Source organism: Pseudomonas sp. NPDC090201, assembly GCF_044746825.1.
In the GTDB taxonomy this organism is placed as follows: Bacteria; Pseudomonadota; Gammaproteobacteria; order Pseudomonadales; family Pseudomonadaceae; genus Aquipseudomonas; species Aquipseudomonas putida_AD.
Window position 1 is genome coordinate 644,972 of sequence record NZ_JBIVCX010000003.1, and the last position, 26,539, is coordinate 671,510.

A 26,539-nucleotide genomic window follows, 5' to 3' on the forward strand; every position below is an offset into this window, starting at 1 on the left:
ACATCCGGTCGCTTCGTTCAGCCATCGCGCCTAGGGCGCTGCGGCAGGTTCTGGATCATTGGTCACACGCAGGATGCCCCACAGTCCCGACACGTTGCCGAACCCGGCGTAGTCACGGAACAGGTAGTCACCCGGTACGGCGTTGGCGCCCCCGGCACTGGGGAACATCAGGCTGAAATGCGCCGCTGGCAGCAGGCTTTCCTGGGCGCCGATGTACATCGACATCGGGTTGTAGGCGAAGCGCACCGAACCCACGCCCGACGGCCCCATGGGGTAGCCACCGGCATCGGATTTCTCGGGCTGGAACGGGTGCATCGGCCAGACGTGCCCGTCGAGCTGGAAGGTGGTTCCGCGGCTGCCACCACCCGGCACGGTCAGGTGGGTACGGAACGGTTGCCCCGGTTTGGCATATAGCACCGGCGTCTGCGGATCGCCACCCACCAGGGCGTTGCTGTAGGCCATGTGCGCGTTGGGCACATCGGCAAAGCCCTGGCCGTCGGCGTGCCCGAACGGTGCGTCCGGCGCTTTGCCGAAGCGATACCACAAAGGCTCGGAGCGGTAGTTCATGGCCATGCCGGAGTTGTCCTGCGGGTCGGCTGGCACGCCATTGCCTTCGGCGGCCAGGTTCTCCACGGGACGACCGTTGGCCCAGCGCATGTTCAGCGACTTCTGCATCACCAGCATGAAGTCCCGATAGGCGGTCTGCCCGGTCACGGTGACCGTGGCGTTGGCCCGCGACCTGCTGTCTTCGGTCCAGGTCGCGCCCAGCGGCATGACGGTCATGGCACCGGCCAGGCCTTTCTGCGGCTGCTTGATCATGTCCGCCGAGGTCAGATTGAAGCCGCCGAACTCGATGGGCGTGGTGTTGATGTTGTCCACCGCCCGGCCCAGTTGCGAGACCGGCTTGCCTTCACGCTCCAGGTGGCCCGCGTAGTACTGGTAGGCGCGGGTCGGCCAGGCACCCGAGTTACCGACACGCGGAGCAACGGTCTGCACTGGGTTCAGGCCCACGTTGAATCCGTCGGACTTGGTGATGTCGTAGGCCAGCAACTGAGTGTGCATGCCCACGTGGCTCGACGGCCGGATCAGGTTGTTGTTGAAGGTGGTCGAGCCCTGGGCTCCGTTGCGGTCGCGCTTGACGGTGCCGGCCATCACGGCGTAGTTCGGCAGGTCAGGCATGGCCGCAGGCAGGCGGTTTTCCAGGGTCACGTTGATGCAGTCGCCGGCGGCGGCGCGCAGCATGAGTGGCTCGATCGGCACCCCGGCCTTGAGTTTGCCGGTGATCGGATCAAGGTCGGCCTTGCGCACGTACAGGATTGCGGTCGGGTCATGCAGCGGCCCGGATTGCCCGCCCAGGGTCAGGGTCAGGCCGGTTTCCTCGTCCACCACGGTCGCCTGAGGAATGGTCACCGCACGCTTGTTGTACACCAGCGTACCGCCCGCCGGATTGAGCGGCGCACCCACGTGCTGGCCCTGCCCTGTAGCATCGCCAATGGTCAGGTTCAGCGGGTTGCCGAGGATGTCGTTGGCCAGGGCCACCACCACCTCGAAGTTACGCTGCACCGTTGGCCGGGTGCCGACGCCGTTGATGTTGGCGGTGTAGCGCGGACAGATGCCGTCGAAGGCCACGGTGTTGCGCGCGATCACCGGCTTGGGGTTGTTGGGCAGCGCGAACAGATCGTTCCGTTGCGAGCCATAGTTGCGCATGATCCCCCAGATACCGTTCCAGTAGCCTTCGAGCGACGCGTCCATTGAGTACAGGTAGTCGCCGGTGTCACTGGCCGCACTGGAGATGGTGGTGATCGGCGCGTTGAAGCCCATCTGCTCGGAGATGCCCACCATCTGCGAGGACTTCCACCCCGAATTGGAGCTGTTGCCGAAACCGGTGCCCGATTGCAGCCACTTCACGCCGTGCAGGGTCACGTTGTGTTCTTCCTCATGACCGCCGGCATGCAGGCGCAGACGCACGTTGTCGCCGGTGTAGGTACGCAGCATCGGGGTGAAAGGGTCGCCCGGCATGTCGCCGCCACGGTTGATGTGCGGCGGGAACTGGGTCACGCCGCCGGTGGGCCCGGTGGCCGAGGTGATCGCGCTCGGTGCCAGGTTCAGCGCCGGGATGGCACGGTCGGTACGGGTTTCCAGCGCATAGGCTAGGTCGCCCGCAAGCCCTGCGGCCTGCATTCCCGGCTTGCCGTCGGGCGCGGTGCGGTTCGGGTCGTAGACGCGAAGGCCGACCGGCTCATGGCGGTAGTTGACGACGAAGATGCCCGGATCATCCACCGAGATCGCTTGCGGGCAAGGCCGCAGCGGGCAACCTTCCAGCTCGCCACTGCCGGCTTCGAGCACCGAATCGAGCAGATTCGACGCCGCCTTGCGCCCCGGCGGATTGATGGCGTAGCGGAAGCTGTTGGCACTGGCCGGATAGGCACGGCCGTTCGGCACGCCGTTGGGCCCGGCGCCGACATAGACGCCCGCCTCGTAGGCATGCACGAAGTCGCTGTACTCCATGAAGAACTCACGGTAGCTGTCGTTCTTGCCGTCGCCGTCCAGGTCCCCGGTGTTGATGACCGCCTGCCATGAAGTCGGGCCGCCGTCCTGCCGTGCGCCGCTGTACAGCTGTTCGCCGGTCTCGGAGTGGAACCAGGTGGAACCGGCCGGCTCAGCCAGCACGGTGGCGTACAGGCCCAGTTGCTGATGGGTCGATGGGCCCAGGTGGTCGTGGGTAAAGATGGTGCCCAGGCCACGGTCCACGCCACGGGTATTGATGACCGGGTCGGCGAACCAGCGCTGCATGGCCGTGCGCGCACCCATCCAGTCGGCGCGGCCGAACTGGCCGAAGTACGGGTGGGATTTGGCTTTCGGACACGCCTGGGTGCCGTCGCGAGGGTCGGCCTCCGAGCACTGGTTGAACAGGCGAATGGCATGAATGCGCTCCACCACCGTGGCGGGCGAAAGCAGGCCGTCTTCGTAGTTCCAGCCGTTGGCCGAACCGTCGGCAGCGGTCAGGTCCCATTTTGGCAGGTGGATGTGCTGGCCGATGACGTCGGTCGGCGTGCGCACCTGGTAGTCGTCCAGCTCGTAGACGTTGGGAATCAGGTTGGTCTGCTGGTACATCACGCAGTCAAAGGTGTTCATGCGCATGACCAGCGGCTCTGGTGGGCGCTGCTTGTTGATCACCGGCCACACGTCTTCCCACAGCGCCAGGATGCGCGCCTGGGGGAAGTGATAGCCGACCTTGTTATAGACCGCATCGAACTGCAGGTTGGCGGCCTTGTAGACCCGTGGCTTGTCGGCGGTGTACTGCGAGGAGCCGGTGAACGACATGCTGTTCAGCGTCTCGCCGCTGTTGAACATCCCCGCGCCGGCCATGGTAGTGAGGCGCTTGCCCTGGTCGTCCATGCACGGCTCATAGAATGGCGCACCGGCCACCGGCAACGCGCCGTTGGTGCGGAAGGCCTTGGCCACGAACTGCTTGCCGGGGAGCAACGCAAAGCTTGGGTGATCGGCCTTGGCGTGAAAGCGCATGGCCGCCTGTTCGACGTCGGTGCCCTCTTCCGGCATGAAGACGGCCTTGGCCTTATGCACGATCTTGGACAGATCAGTGGACGTGGTCACCACCTCGGCTTCGCCGCCCGCCGCGACGCCGTCCAGCGCATGGCGCGGCAGACCGCCGTCCCAGCCACCGGATTGCAGCGGGTCGAGGTTGGCCCACAGGGCATTGCCGCTGTTGCGCAAGGCCGTGGCCTTGGCGGCATCAAGCATGTCCAGAGGCGGCGTCGGCGGACGCTGGCCGACGGTGCTCTCCATGCCACCGATCCAGAACGGATAGCCTGGGTTCTTCAGCGAACCGTCCGCGTTGCGGTTGGCTTCGCTGCGGTCCACCAGCACCACCGAGCCAATCACTTTCTGCCCGCCCTCATGGCCGGCGTCGTCATCGTCGTCATCATTGGCTGCCACCAGCTCGCCCAGCTTGGGCACCACGGCAACCTTGCCAGGCATCGGCGCCATGGCCTTGCCCGGCAGCGGCACGATGGCCGGAATTGGTGTGCCCGCAACGATTTCACCGTCCGGCAAAGCGCGGGCACCCGCCGCCGGTTTACCGCTGCGCAAGGCAAACGGAGTGGTGTGGAACCCGTCGTTGCTGGCCTGAGACACCTCAAGCCGGGTCCCTTCCTCGAATACGTCATGCACCCGCCACATGGTCCACATGCCCTGGGCGAAGTGCGGATAGAAGTGGCAGTGATAGATGGCATCGCCCGACACCCGGTTGCGGTTGCCCGAACCGCCGTTGGCGATTTCATAGGTATAGCCGACACCCGGCCCGATGCCCTGGGCGTCCATGTAGTCGGAGTTGTCGTCATTGGGGTTGAACAGCCACTGGTGGCCATGCAGGTGGAAGATGTGCTGTTCCTTGCCGTTGTGGGTGTTGCGGATCTTGACCAGGTCACCGATGTAGCTGTGGTTGACGTTGGAAGGCTCCGACGGATACAGCGCCATGCTGGCCTTGATTCCGGTGGCGTCCCTGGGCGGCACCTGGCCCGGCAGGATCTGCTCCAGACCGACGTTCGCCGGAACGTCCACCAGCATGCCGATATCGCCCACGGTGTGGGAGCTGAGGAAGAACTCTTCATAGGCGCAGGACAGGCAGTCGTGCATCGGCCCCACGCCCAGCCGGTTGGCGATCACTTCGGCACCGATACCGCCCGAGCCGTAGTTGATCATGAAGGCGTCGCGGGTCGGCTCCAGCATGTGGCCGAACACCGGGTCCGCGAAGTAACCGGGGAACGCCTGGGTGACCGCCGATTCGTCGTTGAACACCGCGGCGAAATCGCGGAACGGCTCCAGCCGGTTGGGATAGGCCGGGTTGCGCTTGCCGATGCTTTCCAGGGGATAGGTCGAGGGCGGGAAGCTGCCGTCGGTGTTCGGACCCATCACCAGGGCGTCGGTTTCGCTGTTGACGATCTCGTTGCCGTTGATCATGTTGATGATCGGCTTGCCTGCCTTGCCCTCGGTGATCCACGGCTGGCGCTGCGGGTAGCGCGCCTCGTAATCGACGATGGGCTGGCCGGTCGGTGCGCGGCCGACGCTGGCCAGACGCATCTCTTCCTCAGCGAGCACGTTGCGATAGGACCGCGCGCCCTTGGGCAGCACCACAACCTGGGCAAACAGCCCGTTGGCCATGTTGCCGGAGGTGCCTTCGCCGCCGAAGGTCGCTGCCTGGCTGTTGGCGTTGAACGCCCCTTCGCGCTCGGCATACAGGGTGTAGGAACGGGTGCCGCCCGGCGCGACCAGGAAGTTGCCATTGCGCCCGACGTTGGAAGACATGTCGGCGATGCTGTTGACCGCCTGCATGCCGTTGACCGAGAAGCCCACGAAACGCTCGGACACCTGGTCGTTGACCACGAATTCAGCCGGCATCCCGCTGCCCGCATGGAGCGCTTCGTTCTCATCCTCACCCTCGGCGCCTTCCGGCTCTTCGGGGTCGAAGCCATCGCTGTTGGGGTTGGCCTGGGGGGCCAGCAGGTTTTGCAGGGTGATGGTCAGGCAATCCCCCGCCGCTACGCGCAATACCATCGGCCGCGGACGCTTGTCCGGCCGCAACGTCACCTTGCCCGGCACCGCGACGCCACCCTGGGTCAGCAGCACGTTGTTCTCGTCCACCACGTCGCCGCGCAGGGCGTAGATCATGCCGTTGGCATTCTGCGCACCGAGGCGGTTGTACATCAGGGGCTGATCCAGGGCCACGACATTGGCCACCAGATTGCGCTCGCAGCGCACGGCTGCCTCGACGGTGTCCTCGACGGCAAACAGCGCGCCGGCAGACAGGATGAAGTTGAGCAAGCGGGATGAGTTGAGCCGGTTCATCGTGACGGGTCCTCCGTAACGGATCGGGTACAAAACTGCACTTGGAGAGCTCTGAGCAACGACCGTGCCACAACTGCGAGCCAATGAAATCAAGCACTTGACTGCGTATTTCGTTCAATTTCTGGGGAATGACCAGCACTCGAAAGACCCATTCCCCGGAAGTGGGGGCAACCCCCAGCGCCTTTGATTCTTCCCTCATGGCCGCCCGATCCTGTGGGAGCGGGCTTGCCCGCGAAGGCTGCATTCCCGTCGAAACACATGTACCGGATGTACCGACCTCTTCGCGGGCGAGCCCGCTCCCACAGGATCTGGTGTTGCATGGACCGCGTATGCATCCCGGCTCAATTCGCCAGCGCCGTGCCGGCATCGCCCAGCAACCGGTGGTAATCACGCAATACACTGGGCACGTAGCGCTGGGTTTCGGCGAACGGCGGGATGACGTTGCCGCGTTTGCTCACCGCCGCAGGGCCTGCGTTGTAGGCCGCCACGGCCAGGGACACGTCGTTGCCGAACATCACCATCAGCTGCTTGAGGTATTTGGCGCCGCCCTGGATGTTCGAGCCCGGGTCCCAGACGTTGGTCACGCCCATCTCCCGCGCCGTGTCCGGCATCAGTTGCATCAGCCCGGCAGCGCCCTTCACCGAGACTGCCGAGGGGTTGTAGCCGGACTCCATGCGAATCACCGCGTGGAGCAACGCCTCAGGCAAATCGTTGCTGGCCGCCGCTTGGGAAACCTCCTGGGCATAGGGCCGCTGGCTGGCCGTCATGCTCTTTTCATCGCTGCCGTCGGCGGCGGCCACGTCATTGGCAATCGGCGCCCGGATGCCCTGGCCGGCATACACAGGCTCGTGAAAGACCCGCTGCACATCACGGCCGGGGCGTTTGACGTTGGAAATGATGAACCCGCCATTGGGGCTCCTGGAGATGTACACGTCGGCCTGGGCGGGTGCCACTACCAACAACGGCGCTATCAACAACGGCGTGCACATCGTCAGCATCACGCCTCTGAACCTACGCTCAAGATCCATCGTGCCTCCCGGGGCACGTTCGCTAAAACTGGGGGTTATTCCCCACTCGCGGTGCCACGGCAGGGCTGAACGCAAAGGCTGTGCCGAACTGCCATCACCCGGCAAATGCCCGGCCCAGCAGGCCCGCGAAAAAAGCTCAAGGCCGGGGCTGTCAGCGCGCACGGCAATTGCATGACCCTCACAGACAACCCAGTCTGCGGAGGTTTCCATGGGGAATTTCACCCGTTGTGCGCAGTACCAAAGCCCACTGTCCAAAGGTCATCGCCAGGCCGGCTTCACCCTCCTCGAATTGCTCGTGGTGCTGGTGGTGCTCGGACTGCTGGCCGGCATCGTGGCCCCCAAATACTTCAGTCAGCTGGGTCGCTCCCAAACCAAAGTGGCCAGAGCACAGATCGAAGGGCTGTCCAAGGCCCTGGACCTGTATCGGCTGGAAGTCGGCCACTACCCTTCTTCCGAACAGGGCTTGCAGGCGCTGGTCGCCGCGCCGCCCGAGGAAACCCGCTGGACCGGGCCTTACCTGCAAAAAGCCGTGCCCCAGGATCCGTGGGGCCGCAACTACATCTACCGCTACCCCGGCGAAAACAGCGAATACGACCTGCTGTCGATGGGCAAGGACGGGCAGCCCGGTGGCGAGGGCGAAGACGCTGAAGTCACCAACTGGCAGTGACGACCATGAAATATCTGATCAAGGCCGTGGGTAAGCGCGGCGAAGTCTTGTCTCTGGCGATGGATGCGGACAGCTCTGTCGATGCGCAGGGTCTGGTGGAAGCTCAGGGGATGCGCGTGCTCAATGTACGCGCCGAATCGCGCTGGGTGATCCGCGGCATTCGCAAACCGGAAACATTCAATCTGGTGCTGTTCAGCCAGGAACTGACCACCCTGCTCAACGCAGGCCTGCCGTTGATCGACGCGCTGGAAAGCCTGGCGGAAAAAGAAACCGCTCCCGGAGCACGCAAGACCCTTGGCGGGCTGGTTCGGCTGCTCTATGAAGGCAAATCCTTCTCCCAGGCGCTGACCCAGTTTCCGGCGGTGTTCCCCACCTTATATGTGGCGCTGGTGCAATCGAGCGAGAAGACCGGCGCAGTCGGCGAAGCCCTGGGGCGCTACGTGGCCTACCGCAAGCGTATGGACGAAGTGCGCCAGCGCATCGTCAGCGCGTCGGTCTACCCGATGCTGCTGTTGATCGTCGGCGGCGCGGTGGTGCTGTTCCTGATGGGGTATGTGGTGCCGCGCTTCAGCCTGGTGTTCGAGGGGCTGGGCTCGAACCTGCCGTGGCTGTCGCGCATCCTGATGGAAACCGGGATGTTCCTGCATGCCCACCAGATGGACTTCGCCATCGGCATGGCGGCATTCGTGCTGGGTTCGGTGATGCTGGTGCGCCAGCGCAGGTTTCGCCTGGCCTTCAACCGCACGATAGAAAAGGTGCCCACGGTGCATCAGCGGGTGTTCATGTACGAGCTGGCGCGCTTCTATCGTTCACTGGGGATTCTGCTGCAAGGCGGGATTCCTATCCTCACGGCCATGGGCATGGTGCGCAACCTTTTGGGCAGCGCGTCGCAGATGCGGCTCGACCAGGCCAGCGAACGCATTCGCGAAGGCCAGGCGCTGTCGGTGGCACTGGAGGCGAACAGCCTCTCGACCCCGGTCTCGCTGCGCATGCTGCGCGCCGGTGAACAGTCGGGCAACCTGGGCCAGATGATGGAACGCACCGCCGACTTCTACGACGAGGAAATCAGCCGCTGGATCGAATGGTTCGTGCGCCTGTTCGAGCCGTTGTTGATGACCTTCATCGGGTTGCTGATCGGGATGATCGTGATCCTGATGTACATCCCGATCTTCGAACTGGCGTCGAGTATTCATTGAGGCTTGGCGGTGGGTGCTCGCGAGATTTGTGATCCGCCCCCTATCCCGTAGCAGCACGGCTTGCCGGCGGGGGCGTCCTCAAGCCTGCTGTTATGCCGGTGAATGAATCACTAATGAGCCCGCCGCACCCGCACGGGAACGGATTTATACGACGGCGTGCCGCTGTCCTTGTCCAGGTAATCCAGCGGCACCAGGCTGTTCGCCTCGGGGTAATACGCGCCGATGGTGCCCTGGGCGATCTTGAACTCGATGGCGGTGATCCCCTCGTAGCGCAACGGCGTACCGTCGGACACCGTTTCTATGTCCACCAGATCCCCGTGCTCAAGCCCTCTGGCGTCAAGGTCCGCCTGGCTCATGAACAGCAAATCGCGACGCCCGAACACCCCGCGATAGCGGTCATCCAGGCCGTAGATCGTGGTGTTGTACTGGTCATGGCTGCGCAGCGTGACCAGCCGCAGGACATCGTCGCCCTCCACCACCAGATCCTCGTGCAACCCCTCGAAGACGTAGAACTCGGCCTTGCCCGAGGGCGTATTCCAGGTGCGATCAACCGCCGGCAGCGGCATGCGGAAACCGCCGGGTACCCGAATGCGGGCGTTGAAATCCTCGAAGCCCGGTATCGTCTTCTCGATCAGATCGCGAATCCTGTCGTAATCGGCCACCAGCTCAAACCAGGGCACCGAGCTGCCAGGCAGGGTCGCGTGGGCGATGCCGGCGACGATGGCAGGCTCCGAGCGCAGAAACTCAGACGCCGGTTTGAGCTTGCCCGCCGAGGCGTGAATCATCGACATCGAGTCCTCCACGGTCACCGATTGCGGCACGCCTTGCTGCACGTCCAGCTCGGTGCGGCCCAGACACGGAAGAATGAAGGTTTCCTTCGATACCAACAGGTGCGAGCGGTTGAGCTTGGTGCCGATGTGCACCCCAAGGTCCAGTGAGGCCATGGCCGGGAAACACTGGGCAGGGTCCGGCATGGCCACCGCGAAATTGCCGCCCAGACAGATCAGCGCCCTGGCCGTGCCATTGATCATCGCCTGAGCCGTCTGCACTGCGTCGTGGCCGTGACCGGCCGGGGGCTTGAAGCCCAGCACTTCTTCAAGCTTGCCGAGAAAGGCGGCAGACGGTTTTTCAGTGATGCCCACCGTGCGGTTACCCTGCACGTTGGAATGGCCGCGCAGCGGGCAGATACCCGCGCCCGGTTTGCCGATGTTGCCGCGCAGCATCAACAGGTCGCAGATCAGGCGAACGTTGGCCGTCCCCTCGTTGTGCTGGGTGATGCCCATGCCGTAGGCCAGGATCGTCGCGTTGGATTTGGCATAGGCGGCGGCGACCATTTCCAGATCGGCCTGATGCAGCCCGCTGGCCTTTTCGATGTCAGCCCACGCCGTGGCTTCAAGGTCAGCGGCCATGGCCTCGAAGCCATTGGTGTGCTCGGCGATGAAGGCATGATCCAGCACCTGACCGACGTTTTTCTCCAGCTCCAGCAGCGCCTTCATGATGCCCTTGATCGCCGCCGCGTCACCGCCCCCCTTGACCATGAAGTAGGACGACGCGATGGGCGTCGAGCCGAAGGTGGCCATCTCGATCATGTCCTGCGGGTCGGCAAAGCGTTCCAGCGCCCGCTCGCGCAGCGGGTTGAAGACCATGATCGGCACCTTGCGCCGGGCCGCTTCGTGCAACGTGCCCATCATGCGCGGGTGGTTGGTGCCGGGGTTGTGCCCCATCGAGATGATCAGTTCGCACTTGTCGAAGTCTTCCAGGGACACCGTGCCCTTGCCGATGCCGATCGAACGCGGCAGGCCGACGCTGGTGGCTTCGTGGCACATGTTGGAACAGTCGGGAAAGTTGTTGGTACCGTAGGCGCGAACGAACAATTGATACAAATACGCCGCTTCATTGGAAGCGCGTCCGGAGGTGTAAAACTCCACGTCATCGGGTTTTAACGAGCGCAGTATTTCGCCAATTCGGGCGAAGGCTGCCTCCCATTCAATGGCTTTGAAAGTGTCTGAATTGCGGTCATACACCAGGGGGTGGGTCAGCCTGCCCAGATCCTCAAGTTCATAGTCCGAACGCTTCAACAGATCCGCCACCGGGTGCGCCGCGAAGTACTCCGGCGTCACCCGTTTATGAGTGGCTTCCCAGGTAACCGCCTTTGCGCCGTTTTCGCAGAACTGGAAGGTCGACTTGTGTTCGCTGTCAGGCCAGGCGCAACCGGGGCAATCGAAGCCGTCCGGCTGGTTGGTGCGCAGCAGGGTGACCGGCGCCTTGAACGCGTCCATCTGCTCTCGCACCGCTGTGGCCGTGGCCTTCAAGGCACCCCACCCGCCTGCGGGGCCGTCGTAGTCGCGTATTCCGGGGACTTTGCGTTTGGTCGCCATGATCGTTCCTCACCGGGTCGAGGTGCACCTTGATGCAGAGGTTTTACGCTAGCAGTGCCCCCTTCCCTGTCAAGACAACCGCCGCCGGGCGGCAATTACCAAATGACTGTTCGCGCCACTTTCCGAGCCCATAAAAAAACGCGCCACGACGAATCGTGGCGCGTTTCTTTCAAGGCCGGATCAAGCCATCAACAGCACTTGGGTCCTGCCTACCCTCCTACCCAACCAGGTTTAGCATCAGGGATAGGGGACATGGGCAAAGCTTGCGAGCCAAGACCACCAGCGATTCAGCCTTAGCCTTGCCGCAGCCCGCAGAAAGTCATTTTTTCGGCGCTTGGCAGGGGCAACTTTCTCGAGTAAGCATGCTTCTTACCTTGCCAAATCACACGCCGTTTGGATTTTGCTGTTTAATGGAAACTGTAAGCCATTTATATCCGCATAGGCCCCACACACGCCTAATCCGGAAGCCGTAGGATCTATACCTTTCGAGAAAATCTCCAATGCGCGATTGTTAATTTCCAGTCGCAGATCTCCGGAGGGAGTTTTTCCTACCAGTGATCCGCCCACCAGATCCATATGCATGGAAAAAGCGCAAACATGATAGTTTGCCTGAGTACTGTACAGATCTATCAGATACCCCTTATCAGCTTGCGTTATTCTTAAAGTGTCTTTAAATTCACCGGAGCAATCTTCACCAGTGTCGGGGGTCGTGCACAAAGCGCTCCTGCTTATATAACAGCCCTCCCACGCTTCACGATCATCATCTTTAGCGATCACCTGCGTAGAAATTGACAAGCCAAAAAATAAAAACGCCAATGGTATAATTAAGTAAATGCATAAAATGCAGCACGACCTTTAGTCCTCCAAGAGATATTGAGCTCGCCTCCGACCTTTTTCATACTGAGCTAATTCGGGCGTATTTTTTATATATTCTGACAGCGACACTGGACCGTTGGGGAGAATATAAGAAAACTGCCTCTTCCCAATATTTCTTTGCTGGTATACGAGTTCAACGGTAATGTCCCGCACTCGCCCATCAAGATTTTTCCACGAAATTGAGTCTGATGCCACATTCGATTCGTACTGCCTTAATCGTAGGCATGGTGAAAGCTCAAGTCGTAGATAGCACTTCGTATCTCTAGCTAGGGCATTAGAAAACAGCTACCCAGCTCATGAAATTTTATATTTTGCCGAAAGTTGCTTTTAGCCTTTGGACCCGCGCACTATGAAGCCTTCTTATTTACAATCCTCCTTAATGCTTCAATTATTACGGACGCCTCATTCCCCTCCAGATCTAGCATAAGGTCACGACCGTAGCCATCCCTATAGGTATCCGTCTCAATTTTCAATACCCCATTCTTATCTCGAACATAAGCTGGATAATAACAATAAGGTACATCCTCAGCACCAGTCGGACGCTTCATCAAGCTAATAAAAACTGCACTTTGCAACTTCTCAGAATCAAGTACTTCGCAAAAAGGGTGTGAGGAGAAACCATCCCTAATCACAACAGGCGCCTTCGACAGCATATGGGCCGTATACACTCTCCCCAAAACTGTTTTCTGCACCACTGGAGCACCTGGACCAGTTCGCATGTCCACAAGCCATCCAAAATTATCATGGGAAGTACACTCGCAGTCACAGCTAACTAAAAAACGTTCTGGGTCGGAGCCATTCGATTGAACAATAGCTCGTGGACTTTCGCAGAGTTCAACCACGCTTGGCTCAAGCTTTGTGATGTCTCTTACGCATTCAAGTTCGTCCTCGCACTCTGGGGCCATTACACCATCACTTCCATCGGAAACGTTGTGCCCAACAGGCTCGACCGCCCAAACGTTGCTAAGAGAAAATAACAATACCAATGTGTGTAAAATTCTATATTTCACAAACATGCTTACCCTCATACGCTTCAAGAATATGGAAATTCGCGTTGGCTCTCCGAGCATTGACACCATTCAATTCAACAGCCTGACTACTGCCCACGATGATGCCCAGCCGACGACTCAAGCAATCCGCGGCCCACTGACGACTCGCAGTTTTCGCGCGCTCATGCACGCAAATTTTTAACAAATCTTGCTGAGAATTAACTTTCTCGCTTCCCAATCTAATTCTAATATTTTCTAATGTTTTTCCTCGATTCAACCCACCTTGCTGCACGCAAAGATCATAGAGTGCCACATATGTACGGAGCTCGACCCTTACCATCAGACTTGGGAATAAACGGCGCATCTCTATGACACACCCTTCCACATTATCATGAAACCTAGCAGCCTCACGCAACTGAACTTCTTGGAATGCCTCCACGTCTCCCAATGCAGTAAAAGCTTTTTTCCAACCAATACGATTATTTCGTATAATATTTTCCGCCCATTCTATCTGCGAAATAATATTGGACGATAGCAAAGCATCTTTTAGCTTCTCATAATCGGTATTTTCGGGAAAGCTACCTGCAAAGGCCGCGCTATCTAGCTGAAGCATCTTCAGAAGCAGTTTTCCTAACGTTCCTTGGCCAAAATTCCACTGAATCAGGCCAAAAGATGTCCCTTGCCCATCAAAATCATCGGCAAGCGCGTGGTAGTCCAGCTTGCTCCTGCCTTCATAACCGCCGCTAACAATTAGCGCTAGAGCGATAGCGTCGGTAAGTAAAATGCAGGTAGGGTGAGCTCTAAATCGATTAGCCAGCCCAACCGGATGCAAGTGATACACCCCTCCATGCCCCGGCAACCCCACCCCCGGCGCCACCTGCGACCACCAACTCATTTCCCGAATCCGCTCCTTCTCCGCCAGCCAGTTCCTGTTTGGCATCGAGCCGCTATGGCCGAGCAGTTCATCCAGGGCGTCCCACTTGCGCGGGGTGTGGTGCCATTCGCTGTCGCTGTCGCTGTCGCTGTCGCTGTCGCTGTCGCTGTCGCTGTGGATGATCAGTTGCGCAATCGCCAGTGCAAGCGGCGGTTAAATATATGTTATTCAGAGTTCCATTAAGTTCTGGGTAACTTACCCCTTGAAACCAATAAATAATTGAAGCTTCCGAATAACTTCCTACTTACCAACCCCCCACCGGATGCAAGTAATTCCCCCCATGCCCCGGCAGCGCCAGCCCCGGCGCCACCTGACCACACCAACTCATCTCCTTGGTCCGCTCTTTCTCCGCATATCAGTTCTTGTGCGGCGTCGAGGTGTAAAACAGTGTAGCTACTCATTTCAACCTCATCCTCGTCCGCCTCCAGCATGAAGATCAAAATCAACATTTCAGCCACGCAAACTAATGTGCACACTGCCTCCTCACACTTCCCAGAAACCAAAAACCGGTCAAGCCATCCAAGAAATTAATATACTAACAGGGCTATATAAGCTTAGCTCCTTCAAAACTTTAGGCCCTTTAAATAATCTGTCCTACTACGCGACTCTCGCGCTATGCAATCATTGTTAATAACCTCATACGCAGGAGCTTGGTCGTCGACAAAAAAACTCTCCATTCGGCAATTTTCGTCCCTTAGAGGGATCCACGATCTTTGAGATTTCTTTAGATGCTCAAGCAGCATTTTCCCAGCAGCGGGATCATGTCTATAAGACTGGGCGATATCATTCTGTCTTCGTCTATAAATCTCATTCAGTTCAGCATCTGCCCGCTCCAACATTTCCTTTGAACATACGTAAATATTTTGCTCAGATACATCGTTGGCGCATTCTCCCGTTTCCAAAGAGGTAGCCGGAGCAGACACCGCCATTAGAAGCAGAAGAATACCTATCGCCTTAGTTCTCACCACCACCTCCTCCCCTATTGCTCTTCAGGCACCAGAGGATGAATCTTCATCTCAACACCTTCTCGACTACTCCAAATGGTTCTTCTCATTCTTTGAGTCCCATATTTCCACCGTTTACAGCACGGGTGACTCTTGCGACGTTAGCAACACCCCCCATCTGTAATTTACTTGTGTCTTTCACGGCGCAGGCCCGTACATTCGTTCTGTATGAACTTACAGGCTTATTCAAACCAGAATCGACGCTCCAAATCGTGTAACTAGGGTCTATATGCACTCCCACCTGAATTCGTACTATAGCAACAGCACCTCATCAAAGCAGTACGCATCGCAAAAGCGCTCAGCATTAACATGCCTGCACCCGCAACCGCTTTGACACCCTCCCTAACCGATGAGGGCTTCCTACTTTCCTTTCCTCCACCGTGCCAGAGCAAGCAAATAATCAAACACTTAAAGATTTGCATTGCAGCCACATAACTATATTTTTTGCAGGAGGTCCATAGCTAACCTTGCACCACCCCTCCGTAGCGTCCAACACCAAAACGCGATCACCTTTTAAGAGATACTTTTTTGCTTTGACTTGAACAAAAGGTTCCAGCGCACCCTCATATAGAAATGCTTTTTCACTGACCGAAGCGTAAATTTCGCGCTGATCGACACGCGCTCTATACAGCGATGACTGGATTATTAATTCTACATCTCTTCTTGTTTTAAACGGATACGAGAATCGCAGCCCTACTTCTTCTCGTATCAAATCCCCACCAAAACCAAAAAAACGAGAAGCGTTTTCATCTCGCACCAAAACTCCTGCTTCGATACCGAACACGCTTACGCTGTAAATATCTCCAACAACCTCCCATGACCTGGGCGTCATAAAGCTATGAACTACAAAAAGCTTTTCCTTGCCAAGCATCTCATCAGCTACGACAAAGGAATCAACAATCATTCCAGCGGTACCCGCGTAGGGAAGCTCAAACGGGATTGGCAAAGTTCCTAAATCCGTCGCAGCGTAAACCGCAACGCCATCTGCAGGTCGAGACAGCTGGCCGTCATACTCTTGAGGTGTTTCGGTGTAAACGAAACATATCGTGGCACCTTGGCTTACGATCGACGGATAAGCAATTTCTCTGCCGTACTGGGTGCACTTATCTGGCTTCGCGCTCGCAGCAGCACTCAGAAGCATCCAGTCAGTGTGGAGGGAAGATAAAATTATTATTCCGAATATTATCATCATCTGCCTCTCGGATCGATTTGCTACGCAGCTGCTTTTCCCCGAACGAATTCTGAGTGCACAGCCTGCTCATTATTTCCTCTTGATTCTTTTCTACGCCTATGAAGGCCCGCGCTCCGAAAGTCTCTTGCGGAACGCCAAAAACATAGGAGTATGCCGAAACCCTGAAGCCCAGATATGTAGTATATGTCGCCTTATCTACCCACCTGTGCAATGGATTTTCTGACGTAAATATCTGCTCCATTTCCAGATTTGAGCGACTACCAAATCTATAAAATATTGTTTTTCTGTCTGACGTTGCACAAAATGATAAGAGTCGCGCCTTGGTTTCGGCTAACTGACATCCAGCGATTTTAATCTCCTGGCCTCTACAGAGGTGAGGGTCTGCTTCGCCAGCAAAAGAAATTTGAATCCAAAAAAACGGTACTATAAAAGGAAGAATCTTCATTTCAAAATCTTCTCGACTATTTCAAATGCCTCTTCTCTTTCTTTAAGCCCCATGTTTCCACCATTCACAGCACGGGTGATTCTTGCGACGTCAGCAATGCCCCCATCTGTAATTTTTTTGTGGATCTCATATTTTACCCAAAACCACATAGCAGTTCTAATTGCCGTTGGCATCTTATTCACCAATTCAGGATCTTGAACTATGCTGGGAGGATTATCGTCCCAATGCAGAGGGTAGTCGCGCATAAATTTTGAGTACTTTTCGTAGCCCGTGATTTGAATCAGGCCTCGTCCCCGAAAGATGTAGCCGTCATCTGGATGTGAAGCTCTATTTCCGTTTAGTCGTTGAAAATGCTTGCGACCAATTTCGCGCTGATTCGCGCGTCGAATGATTTTGCCTGAAGCGTCTTTCAGATAACCGTCGGCCTCGGCCTCATTCGGGTTGGCTCGATAGTAAGAGCTTGCTGCTAACAACGCTTTCGGCGAAAACTCCCAGTCCTCCGTTACTCCCATCATTGCCCTGCCAACCTCTCCTTTTATTTGAGCGAAGAAGTGGCGTTGCAGGGACCTGGAATCCAGCTTGAATTCCGCCCAACGACCGTTCATCTCTGCGAGCACATGATCTATATCTGAGTCTGACGCTCTATCGAAGATCTGCCGTAGTTGTCCCGCTGTGATGTCTAGCTGATCTGCGGCTTTGAAGGCACTCAGCAACCCAACCGGATGCAAGTGATACACCCCCCCATGCCCCGGCAACCCCACCCCCGGCGCCACCTGCCCCCACCAACTCATCTCCCGAATCCGCTCTTTCTCCGCCAGCCAGTTCCTGTTCGGCGTTGAACCGCTATGGCCGAGCAGTTCATCCAGGGCGTCCCACTTGCGCGGGGTGTGGTGCCATTCGCTGTCGCTGTGGACGATCAGTTGTGCAATCGACTGCGCGTGGGCTGGCAGGTTGAGGGCGGTCTGGATTTCGCTTCCGGTAACCCTGCCGTCGCGGTTACGGTCGATGAGGTCGTAGAGACGTTCCTGAATCGGGCCCTTGTCCACTCTGTCGGCGGTGGCGCGATAGCGGGCGCGCTGCACGTCGTTGAGACGGCCGGTGGCGCGCATGAAGGAGGCCATCAGGTGTTCGGGCGGGTCGAAGTTGAACAGGGTGTCGAAGCCTTCCCATGCCCAGGGGCTGACCCAGGGCGTAACCCCGACCTCTTCACGCACCCAGCCGTCGAGCAGGGTCTGGCTGGCGTCATGCAGCAGTTTGTCGAGGCGGTACCAATTGCAGGCCTTGCGTCCGTCTTTTTCAGGCACGGCGATCTTGCACGCTGTCGGCAGGCCGTCGAGCAGGCTTTTCGGCACCAGCAACTGGCCGTCGCTGGGCGTGCTGTCGTGGTGCAGGCTCGGTGGTTGCTCGGCACTATAGCGCTCCTGATGTCGGACCACCGGTGTGCCCTTGACCAGTTTCAGCCAGGTTCTGCCGCTGGCGGGCAGCTTCGACTCCCAGGTTCGGAAACGCTTGATGACCGGTTCCACTGGTTCGCTGGTGAACACTTCGAGATGCAGCTTGTGTTCCGGCCGGTCGGCATGGGCTTCCTGATAGATACCGATATGGCCGATCAGGTCCCCTGCTTTGATGGGCACTGGCTTGTCGAGCACCACGACGCTGTCGAAGGCTTTCGGTTCCTGTTTGCCTTGCAACGAGTCGTAGTGGACGTACTGGTTGATGCGTTCCAGTTTCAGGAATGTACCGGTGCCACTAACCGCGACTTCGGTGTCTCTGAACAGCTCGCCAATGGGCGCTTGCAGCGTGTCCGGCTGCGGACGAATGTTGAGCGGATCGTTTGTATTGACCCGGTAAAGGCCACCCGGGATGGGCTCAAGAAGTTCGGCGGCGACGTAGCCGCGCAGTGCACCATCTTCGCCTATCAGGTGTTCTGGGCCTGGGGTGTTCTCCAGCCGGCGAAAAGCCCCCTCGCCGCTGACCTGGACTTTTGCGCCCCGTGGCAGCAGCCCGATCACCTGACCTTTGTGCGCCACATGACGGATGTTCAAGCCTTTCACCCCGGGATGACCGACACGCTCATCGTTCACGTTGTCCTTGACGTAGCGCGTGCTGCCTTCGGACCAGAAAGGCGGTCGTGGGATGGTCGGGTCGGTGTCGTACTGCACCCAGTCCTGCAGGTGCATGTACAGGCTGTAGAAAATCAGGCTGGGCGGCGTGTCCTTGCTGCCCTCGATGGCAGGGGCCTGCAGACGATGGCGCACCAGCACGAAGTTGCGCGAGAACGGCCTGCGCACCGGCAGCTTGTTGATCCAGTAGGTGGTGGTCGGCGACAGGGTGTCGATGCGGTAGGCCACCACTTCACCGTCAGCCAGGCAATGCACGCTGGACTGATCCCCGGTGCCTGCAGTGCCGCCATCAAAATGCACCCCACCGTGCCACAGGCCATTGCCCGCCAGCGGATAGAACCCGCCACCGGCCTTTGCCAGGTGGGTGAGCTGCATCAGCGGATCGCGCTTGTCCCGGAACGGATGGCTCCAGTTCTTGACCGGTTGCAGGTTCTCGGCATTGACTGGGGATGGTTCTCTTGAAGAGATATCAAGACCTGGCGGCAACGGCGCGTCGGGGTTATCGAGTGCGTAAATGCGGGCAAAGAGATTGGTCACGGTGAGGTTCGCTCCTGCGTATGTCTGGTCCGTCAAAAAGTTCGACTGCTACGAATGGGTGAAAGCAGAGGACGTGAGGGGAAGTCCTTTCAGGCGAGTGAACAATCTTTGATTTGGCGAGGCAACGCCAGACGGGGAGGTGCTTCCGAGACGTTTCCGAACAAACTTAAGGAGACGTCCTACAAATTGCGCCCATAAAAAAACGCGCCACGACGAATCGTGGCGCGTTTCTTTTAAGGCGGGTTCAAGCCATCAACAGCACTTGGGTCCTGCCTTGCCGCCGTACCGGGCGTCCTGGCGTTCGCGGAAGAACACCTCGTAGGACATCACCGGCTGGTCGGGGTGAGTCTTTTGCATGTGCTCGACGTAGTTGTCGTAGTCAGGCATGCCCACCATCAGGCGGGCGGCCTGCCCGAGGTATTTGCCGAGGCGACTCAGGTCATTGAACATCAGTTGGCTTCCGGCATGGCCTGGAATGGTGATTCCTTGTCACTGCGCTCTTTCTTGACCCATGCCGCGCGGCCGACTTTCACCGCGTAGAACAGGATGCTCAGGACCACGAACAGGAACAGGCCGGTCAACGCCGCGTTGGTGTAGGCGTTGAAGATCACGTGCTGCATCTGCTCGACGGTCTTGGCCGGGGCCAGGATCTGGCCGGCGTCGGCGGCAGTGCTGTACTTCTTCGCCAGGGCCAGGAAACCGACGGCCGGGCTTGGGTCGAACAGCTTGATGAAGCCTGCGGTCACGGTGCAGATCAGCAGCCAGGAGGCCGGCAGAATGGTGACCCAGACGTATTGCTGGCGCTTCATCTTGATCAGCACAACGGTCGCCAGCATCAGCGCGATACCCGCCAGCATCTGGTTGGAGATACCGAACAGCGGCCACAGCGTGTTGATGCCGCCCAGCGGATCGATCACGCCTTGGTACAGCAGGTAGCCCCACAGCGCCACGCAACCACCGGTGCCAATCACGTTGGCGGTCCAGGATTCGGTGCGTTTGAGGGCCGGCACGAAGCTGCCCAGCAGGTCTTGCAGCATGAAGCGACCGGCACGGGTACCAGCGTCAACCGCAGTCAGGATGAACAGCGCTTCGAACAGGATCGCGAAGTGGTACCAGAACGCCATGGTGTTCTGGCCTGGCAGCACCTGGTGCAGGATCTGGGCGATACCGACCGCCAGGGTCGGTGCACCACCGGCACGGGCCAGGATGGTGTTCTCGCCGATGTCCTTGGCGGTAGCGACCAGGGTGTCAGGGCTGATGGTGAAACCCCAGCTGCTGATGGTCTGAGCCACGGCAACCACGTCGCCGCCGACCACAGCCGCCGGGCTGTTCATGGCGAAGTAGACGCCCGGATCGATGACCGAAGCCGCAACCATGGCCATGATTGCAACGAAGGATTCCATCAGCATGCCGCCGTAACCGATGTAACGAGCGTTCTTCTCGTTATCCAGCAGTTTCGGGGTGGTGCCCGAAGCGATCAGCGAGTGGAAGCCCGACACCGCGCCGCAGGCGATGGTGATGAACAGGAACGGGAACAGTGCGCCTTTCCAGACGGGACCGGTGCCGTCGGTGAACTGAGTCAGGGCCGGCATTTTCAGCTCGGGTGCCAGAATCAGGATGCCGATCGCCAGGGCGACGATGGTGCCGATTTTCAGGAAGGTCGAGAGGTAGTCGCGTGGTGCCAGCAGCAGCCAGACCGGCAGCATGGCGGCGACGAAGCCGTAACCGACCAGCATCCAGGTGATCTGCACGCCTGTGAAGGTGAACACGTGGGCCCACTCAGGGCTCGCGGCAACCTGGCCACCGGCCCAGATCGACAGCAGCAACAGCACGACGCCGATGATGGAGATTTCACCGATGCGGCCCGGACGCACATAGCGCATGTACACGCCCATGAACATCGCAATCGGGATAGTCGCCAGCACCGTGAACATACCCCATGGGCTTTCGGCCAGGGCCTTGACCACGATCAGCGCCAGCACCGCGAGGATGATGATCATGATCAGGAAGCAGCCGAACAGGGCGATGGTGCCCGGTACGCGGCCCATTTCCTCGCGAACCATGTCGCCCAGGGAACGGCCGTTACGGCGGGTCGACAGGAACAGGATCATGAAGTCCTGTACCGCACCGGCCAGTACCACACCGGCGATCAGCCAGAGGGTGCCGGGCAGGTAGCCCATTTGCGCGGCGAGCACGGGACCGACCAGGGGACCGGCGCCGGCGATGGCGGCGAAGTGGTGGCCGAACAGGATGTGTTTGTTGGTAGGAACGTAGTCCAGGCCGTCATTGTTGATCACCGCAGGGGTGGCCCGGGTCGGGTCCAGTTGCATGACGTGATTGGCAATGAACAGGCTGTAGTAGCGGTACGCAACCAGATAGATCGCAACGGCTGCGACGACAATCCAGAGTGCGTTGATGGCCTCACCGCGGCGCAGCGCGACGACACCCAAGGCGCATGCCCCGAGGGCAGCGACGGCGAACCAACCCAGATGTTTGGTCAGTCGGGTCATTGTGGGTCTCCTGCCCAAGCTCATGGCTTGTGGCGTAATTGTTATTGTGTGATCCGGGGTAACGGAGCGTCGCCACTATCCACGCGTCTGTCAGCAAGAGAAATTCGCATTACTACGTTGCTGACTGCGTAGTACTACGTAGACCGGCATTCCTTCCCCGGAGGAGCGCGCTTGCCCGCGACGGCGTCGGTTCAGCCACTCAGGTTGCCAGGTCTGACGCCGTCGCGGGCGAGCGCGCTCCTACGGGTGATCGCGTCGATGGTTCCGACAGATGCAGCCAATCCGCTTAACGTGTCTAATACTCCCCACAACAACACCCCGCCCCGCCGGACACCTGCCGCCATGCAACTCAAACACAAGATCGTCGCTTTGGGCATCCTGCCGCTGATCCTCGCGGTTTCGGTCATCTGCGCGCTGGTCATCGTGCAGAACCAGCGCCTGGGCGAACAGCAGGCGCAGTTGATCGAAGACAGCATCCTGGCCAGCAAACGTGCCGAGCTCAAAAACTACGTAGAGATGGCCATGAGCGCATTGGCGCCGACCTACGACAGCGGGCGCGATGACGAGCAGACCAAGCGCCAGGTGCTCGATGAGCTGTCGCGGTTGAGCTTTGGCATCGACGGCTATTTCTTCGTCTATGACCAGAACGGCCGCAGCCTGATGCACCCGCGCCAGGCCGCACTGGTGGGCAAGGATCTGTGGAACATGACCGATCCCCAGGGCCTGCTGGTAATCCGCGCGCTGCTGCAGAGCGCCGAGTCCGGCGACGGTTTCCAGCATTACGCCTGGGAAAAGCCGTCCACCGGGCAGGTCACCGACAAACTGGCCCACGTGGTCATGCTCAAGCGCTGGGGCTGGATGCTCGGCACCGGCATCTACCTGGAAGACGTCGAACGCGCCACCCAGCAGGCGCGCCAGGAAGTGGCCCGCGGCATCTACGCGACCATGCTCGACATCGGCGCCGTGGCGCTGATCGCGGTGCTGCTGGTGTTCGTCTGCGGCGTCACGCTCAACGCCAGCGAACACCGCCTGGCCGACCGCAAGCTGCAGATGCTCAACCAGCGCATCATGAACTTGCAGGAGGAAGAGCGCTCCCGGCTGTCCCGCGAATTGCACGACGGCATCAGCCAGGTGCTGGTGTCGATCAAGTTCCAGTTCGAACTGGCCGGCCTGCAACTCGAAGGCAACGATCAGCGTGGGCTCGACACGTTGCGCCAAGGCACCGAGCGCCTGGGCGAGGCCATCGGCGAAATCCGCACCATTTCCCACGACCTGCGCCCTTCCCTGCTCGACACCCTGGGCCTGGCCGCCGCCGTCACGCAACTGGTGGCCGAGTTCGAACAACAGACCGGCCTCGCCATCCACTACACCCACAACCTGGGCCAGTTGAAACTGGCCGAGGGCGCACCGGTGGCCTTGTTCCGTATACTTCAGGAAGCGCTGACCAACATCGAACGCCACGCCCACGCACAGAACGTCTACATCGACCTGCAAGGCAACAAGAAGCAGGTGCAACTGACGGTGCGCGACGACGGCATCGGCTTTCGGGTGGACGTCGCTCATCTGCCGGAAGTCCAGGGCGGGATTGGCCTGCGCAATATTCGCGAGCGCGTCGAGCATTTCCACGGCCAGCTCAACCTTTATTCGGCACCGGGCCACAGCGAACTGACGGTGACCATGCCCGTCAACGTTGCCGCATGACGGCCCTTCATCAGACAGGAAACCCGCCCCGATCATGAGCGCCAGCCAGACCATCCGCATTGCCCTGGTCGACGACCATTCCCTGGTTCGCGACGGCGTGCGCGCCCTGCTTTCGACACGCCCGCTGTTCGAAGTGGTGGGCGAAGCGGAAAACGCCCGCGAGGCGCTGACCCTGTGCGAAGAGGTCAAGCCCGACATCCTGCTGGTGGACATCGGCCTGCAGGACATGAACGGCCTGGAACTGACGCAACTGATCCGCCAGCGCTGCCCGGCGATCAAGATTCTGATCCTGAGCATGTACGACAATCAGGAGTACGTCGCCACCTCCATCCGCGCGGGCGCCAGCGGCTACGTGCTGAAAAACGCCCCCTCGCGGGAGATCGTCGCCGCCATCGAGGCCATTGCGACCGGCGGGACCTTCTACAGTGCCGAAGTGACGCTCAAGCTGGTGTCGAAAAAGCCCGAGGAAAACGAACTGACCCCACGCGAGGTGCAAGTGCTCGTGGGCCTGGCCAAGGGGCTGGACAACAAGACCATCGCCCGGGACCTGGCCATCAGCGTCCGGACCGTGGAAACCCACCGCCTGAGCATCCGCCGCAAACTCAACATCGACAAGCCGGCGGGGCTTGTGAAATACGCGATGGAGCATGGGTTGTTGGTGCCGTGAGCTTCACTGCATATCCATTGTAGGAGCGCGCTTGCCCGCGACGGCGGCGGGTCAGGCGCCTTGGTATTGTCAGATACGACGCGTCGCGGGCAAGCGCGCTCCTACAGGCTACTCATGAGGCATCGGGCAGGGCTTGCTCTGCCGTCTCCTGATCCACCGGCAAGGCAAAGCGGAACGTCGCGCCCTGCCCCGGTACGTCGACCAGCTCGATCCTGATCCCGTGCAATTGCAAGATCTGATGCACGATGCGCAAGCCCAGTCCGCCGTCACGCCGCGCTCCGCCGATGTTGAACGGGCGCAGGAACAACCCCTCGCGCAACTCGGCGGCAATCCCCGGGCCGCTGTCGCTGACCGTCACTTCCACGTATTTGCCCTGGGGCTGCAAGGCAATCCTGATCTCGCCGCCGGTTGGCGTGTGGCGCAAGGCGTTGTCGAACAGGTTGGTCAGCACCCGCTCGATCAATCCCAGATCGGCATGCACCCCTGGCACGGTCGGCGGGAAGTTCGGGGTCAGGGTGACCGCCTTGGCCTCGGCGCCCAGTTCGAACTTCTGGAAGATGTCCTGCACCAGGTCGGTCAGCGAGAAACGCTCGACCACCGGCACCACGAAGCCGTGTTCCAGACGCACCAGCTCCAGCAACGACTGCGCCAGCCCGCCGACCTTGCGGCTCTGGTCCAGCGCAATGCCCAGGTAACGGCGGCGCTCTTCGGGGCTCAGGCTGGCGTCCTTGACCGACAGCACCTCCAGATAACCGTGCAAGGAGGCCAGCGGCGTGCGCAGGTCATGGGAAATATTCGCCACCAGCTCGCGGCGATCCTGGCTCTGCCGGGTCAGGGTCTGCCACTGCTCGCTCAGGCGGTTCTGCATCTGCCTGAAGGTCGCATCGAGCACAGCAATTTCATCATCGCCATGGCGCGGATGCCCTGACGCCTCGGCGGGCAGCAGCACCGGCGCGGCATTGATATCGAAGTGGCTGACCGAATCCGTCAGACGTCGCAGTGGCCGGGTGATCCAGCCAAACGCCGCCAGACCCGCGAACAGGCAGAGCAAGGCGATCAGGCCGATGGACCACAGCGCCGTGTTCAACGCCTCACTGGTCGCGCCGCGCTCGGCGAAGCGGTCGTGGGCCTCGCCCAGCAGCACCACGTAAAGGAACCCGGCAGGCTTGCCCATGACCATCAAGGGCGCTGCGCTAAACACCTTGCGTGCGTCCATGCTGCGCGGGTCGTCACCCAGGATCGGCAGCGGCTTGCCCGCCAGCAGCTCGCGTACCGGGGCCAGGTCCACGCGATCACGCAGCACCCGGTCCTTGGGCGCGGCATCGCCGACGATGCGCCCGTCGCCGTCGAGCAGGTACACCTCGACGCTGGGGTTGACCAGCATCAACTGGCTGAACAGTTCACGCACGGCGTCGGGTTTGAGGCCGTTGGCGTCCATCAACTGGGTGTCGCGGGCGATGTGCTGGGCCAGGTCACGGGACAGGCCCTGAACCACTTCCAGCTCATGCATCTTGTTCGAACGCACCTGCAACCACACCGAGGTGCCGCAGCAGATCAGCAGCAACAGCGCGAACACCAGGGACAGGCGCTGGGTCAGGGTCATCTTCACGAGGCGTCCCCCGGATCGACGAACTTGTAGCCGCGCCCCCACACCGTGAGGATGCGCAGCGGCTGGGCCGGGTCCGCCTCGATCTTGGCCCGCAGGCGATTGATGTGGGTGTTGACCGTGTGCTCGTAGCCCTCGTGGTTGTAGCCCCACACCGAATTGAGCAGGTCCAGCCGGGAAAACACCTTGCCCGGCTGGCGGACGAAGAAATACAGCAGATCGAACTCCCGGGGCGTCAGGTCCAGCGCCCGGCCTTCCAGCGAGGCTTCGCGGGTCAGCGGATCGATGAACAGCCCGGCGCTGGACAGGCTGCCCGCCTCCATCTTGAGGTTGCGGGCCATGGCATCGACCCTGCGCAGCAGCGCCTTGACCCGCGCCACCAGTTCCATCATCGAGAAGGGCTTGGCCAGGTAATCGTCAGCACCCAGCTCAAGGCCCAGGATGCGGTGCATTTCGCTGGAGCGGGCGCTGGTGATGATGATCGGCGTGTAGCGCGTCATGGCCCGGGCTCGGCGGCAGATCTCCAGGCCGTCGACGCCGGGCAGCATCAGGTCCAGAATCAGCGCATCCCAGCCGCCCTGCTCGAGCAGGCGCAGGCCCTTTTCGCCGTCGGCGCTGTGCACCACCTCGAAGTGTTCGTCCCGCAGATGCAGGCAAATCAGGTCGGCGATATGGCTATCGTCCTCGACCACCAGAATGCGTTTGGGCTGATCCATGAAAGGCAAACCTTGCGGGCGCTTGAATGCGCAATGGGGCCATTGTGCCGATTTTGGCGGCGGGCAGTTATCACGAATTGTTTAACTCTCGGTGAGGATTTTGGG

17 protein-coding genes are annotated in these 26,539 nt (G+C 59.8%); 4 read left to right on the plus strand and 13 right to left on the minus strand.

The features are described from left to right. Positions 1–30 precede the first annotated feature (30 nt). Both mnxG and ACIPOO_RS13040 read right to left on the minus strand, forming a co-directional pair. Positions 31–5,865, minus strand: coding sequence for a manganese-oxidizing multicopper oxidase MnxG (gene mnxG, locus ACIPOO_RS13035; protein WP_400607337.1), 5,835 nt, complete (start codon positions 5,863–5,865; stop codon positions 31–33). Positions 5,866–6,206: 341 nt separating this feature from the next. Then, a complete protein-coding gene (locus tag ACIPOO_RS13040; protein ID WP_400607766.1) occupies positions 6,207–6,863 on the minus strand; it encodes a lytic transglycosylase domain-containing protein in 657 nt (218 codons plus the stop codon). A gap of 238 nt (positions 6,864–7,101) precedes the next feature. On the opposite strand from ACIPOO_RS13040, the gene gspG reads away from it, so the two are divergent. Together gspG and ACIPOO_RS13050 are read left to right on the plus strand one after the other, a co-directional pair. Further along, the gene (gene gspG, locus ACIPOO_RS13045; protein ID WP_274130690.1) at positions 7,102–7,560 is read left to right on the plus strand and encodes a type II secretion system major pseudopilin GspG; all 459 of its coding nucleotides are present in this window, start codon (positions 7,102–7,104) and stop codon (positions 7,558–7,560) included. Between the two features lie 5 nt (positions 7,561–7,565). Continuing rightward, positions 7,566–8,756: a type II secretion system F family protein gene (locus ACIPOO_RS13050; protein WP_400607340.1), complete on the plus strand. Its 1,191-nt coding sequence runs from the start codon at positions 7,566–7,568 to the stop codon at positions 8,754–8,756. Between the two features lie 110 nt (positions 8,757–8,866). Here the strand turns inward: ACIPOO_RS13050 and ACIPOO_RS13055 are convergent, their stop codons facing one another. The 9 genes from ACIPOO_RS13055 to ACIPOO_RS13095 form a co-directional block, all read right to left on the minus strand. Continuing rightward, positions 8,867–11,134, minus strand: a complete 2,268-nt coding sequence (locus ACIPOO_RS13055) for an FdhF/YdeP family oxidoreductase (RefSeq protein WP_400607342.1) — start codon at positions 11,132–11,134, stop codon at positions 8,867–8,869. Between the two features lie 1,223 nt (positions 11,135–12,357). After that, complete coding sequence (locus tag ACIPOO_RS13060; protein WP_400607344.1) at positions 12,358–13,026, minus strand: hypothetical protein; 669 nt, start codon at positions 13,024–13,026, stop codon at positions 12,358–12,360. Beyond that, positions 13,010–13,894 (minus strand): hypothetical protein, encoded by an 885-nt coding sequence (locus ACIPOO_RS13065; protein WP_400607346.1) that lies wholly within the window; start codon positions 13,892–13,894, stop codon positions 13,010–13,012. The genes ACIPOO_RS13060 and ACIPOO_RS13065 overlap by 17 nt, the downstream gene beginning before the upstream one ends. Before the next feature lie 602 nt (positions 13,895–14,496). Continuing rightward, positions 14,497–14,862 (minus strand): lysozyme inhibitor LprI family protein, encoded by a 366-nt coding sequence (locus ACIPOO_RS13070; RefSeq protein ID WP_400607768.1) that lies wholly within the window; start codon positions 14,860–14,862, stop codon positions 14,497–14,499. A gap of 475 nt (positions 14,863–15,337) precedes the next feature. After that, positions 15,338–16,129 carry a hypothetical protein gene (locus ACIPOO_RS13075; protein WP_400607348.1) on the minus strand — a complete coding sequence of 264 codons (792 nt, stop codon included), beginning with the start codon at positions 16,127–16,129 and terminating at the stop codon, positions 15,338–15,340. Beyond that, positions 16,083–16,574 (minus strand): hypothetical protein, encoded by a 492-nt coding sequence (locus tag ACIPOO_RS13080; protein WP_400607350.1) that lies wholly within the window; start codon positions 16,572–16,574, stop codon positions 16,083–16,085. Before ACIPOO_RS13080 ends, ACIPOO_RS13075 begins: the two co-directional genes overlap by 47 nt. Continuing rightward, positions 16,571–19,234, minus strand: coding sequence for a hypothetical protein (locus ACIPOO_RS13085; protein WP_400607352.1), 2,664 nt, complete (start codon positions 19,232–19,234; stop codon positions 16,571–16,573). Before ACIPOO_RS13085 ends, ACIPOO_RS13080 begins: the two co-directional genes overlap by 4 nt. Positions 19,235–19,486: 252 nt before the next feature. Beyond that, the gene (locus tag ACIPOO_RS13090; RefSeq protein WP_166598714.1) at positions 19,487–19,684 is read right to left on the minus strand and encodes a YbdD/YjiX family protein; all 198 of its coding nucleotides are present in this window, start codon (positions 19,682–19,684) and stop codon (positions 19,487–19,489) included. Beyond that, positions 19,684–21,744, minus strand: coding sequence for a carbon starvation CstA family protein (locus ACIPOO_RS13095; protein WP_274130684.1), 2,061 nt, complete (start codon positions 21,742–21,744; stop codon positions 19,684–19,686). The genes ACIPOO_RS13090 and ACIPOO_RS13095 overlap by 1 nt, the downstream gene beginning before the upstream one ends. Positions 21,745–22,086: 342 nt before the next feature. Between ACIPOO_RS13095 and ACIPOO_RS13100 the strand changes: the two genes are divergently transcribed. Then, positions 22,087–23,445: a cache domain-containing protein gene (locus ACIPOO_RS13100; protein ID WP_400607355.1), complete on the plus strand. Its 1,359-nt coding sequence runs from the start codon at positions 22,087–22,089 to the stop codon at positions 23,443–23,445. Positions 23,446–23,479: 34 nt separating this feature from the next. After that, entirely contained in the window at positions 23,480–24,112 is a 633-nt protein-coding gene (locus ACIPOO_RS13105) for a response regulator transcription factor (protein WP_274130680.1), read from the plus strand. 112 nt (positions 24,113–24,224) lie between these two features. Here the strand turns inward: ACIPOO_RS13105 and ACIPOO_RS13110 are convergent, their stop codons facing one another. Continuing rightward, positions 24,225–25,721 carry a sensor histidine kinase gene (locus ACIPOO_RS13110; RefSeq protein ID WP_400607357.1) on the minus strand — a complete coding sequence of 499 codons (1,497 nt, stop codon included), beginning with the start codon at positions 25,719–25,721 and terminating at the stop codon, positions 24,225–24,227. Next, positions 25,718–26,434 carry a response regulator transcription factor gene (locus ACIPOO_RS13115; protein WP_274130677.1) on the minus strand — a complete coding sequence of 239 codons (717 nt, stop codon included), beginning with the start codon at positions 26,432–26,434 and terminating at the stop codon, positions 25,718–25,720. The genes ACIPOO_RS13110 and ACIPOO_RS13115 overlap by 4 nt, the downstream gene beginning before the upstream one ends. Between the last annotated feature and the right edge of the window lie 105 nt (positions 26,435–26,539).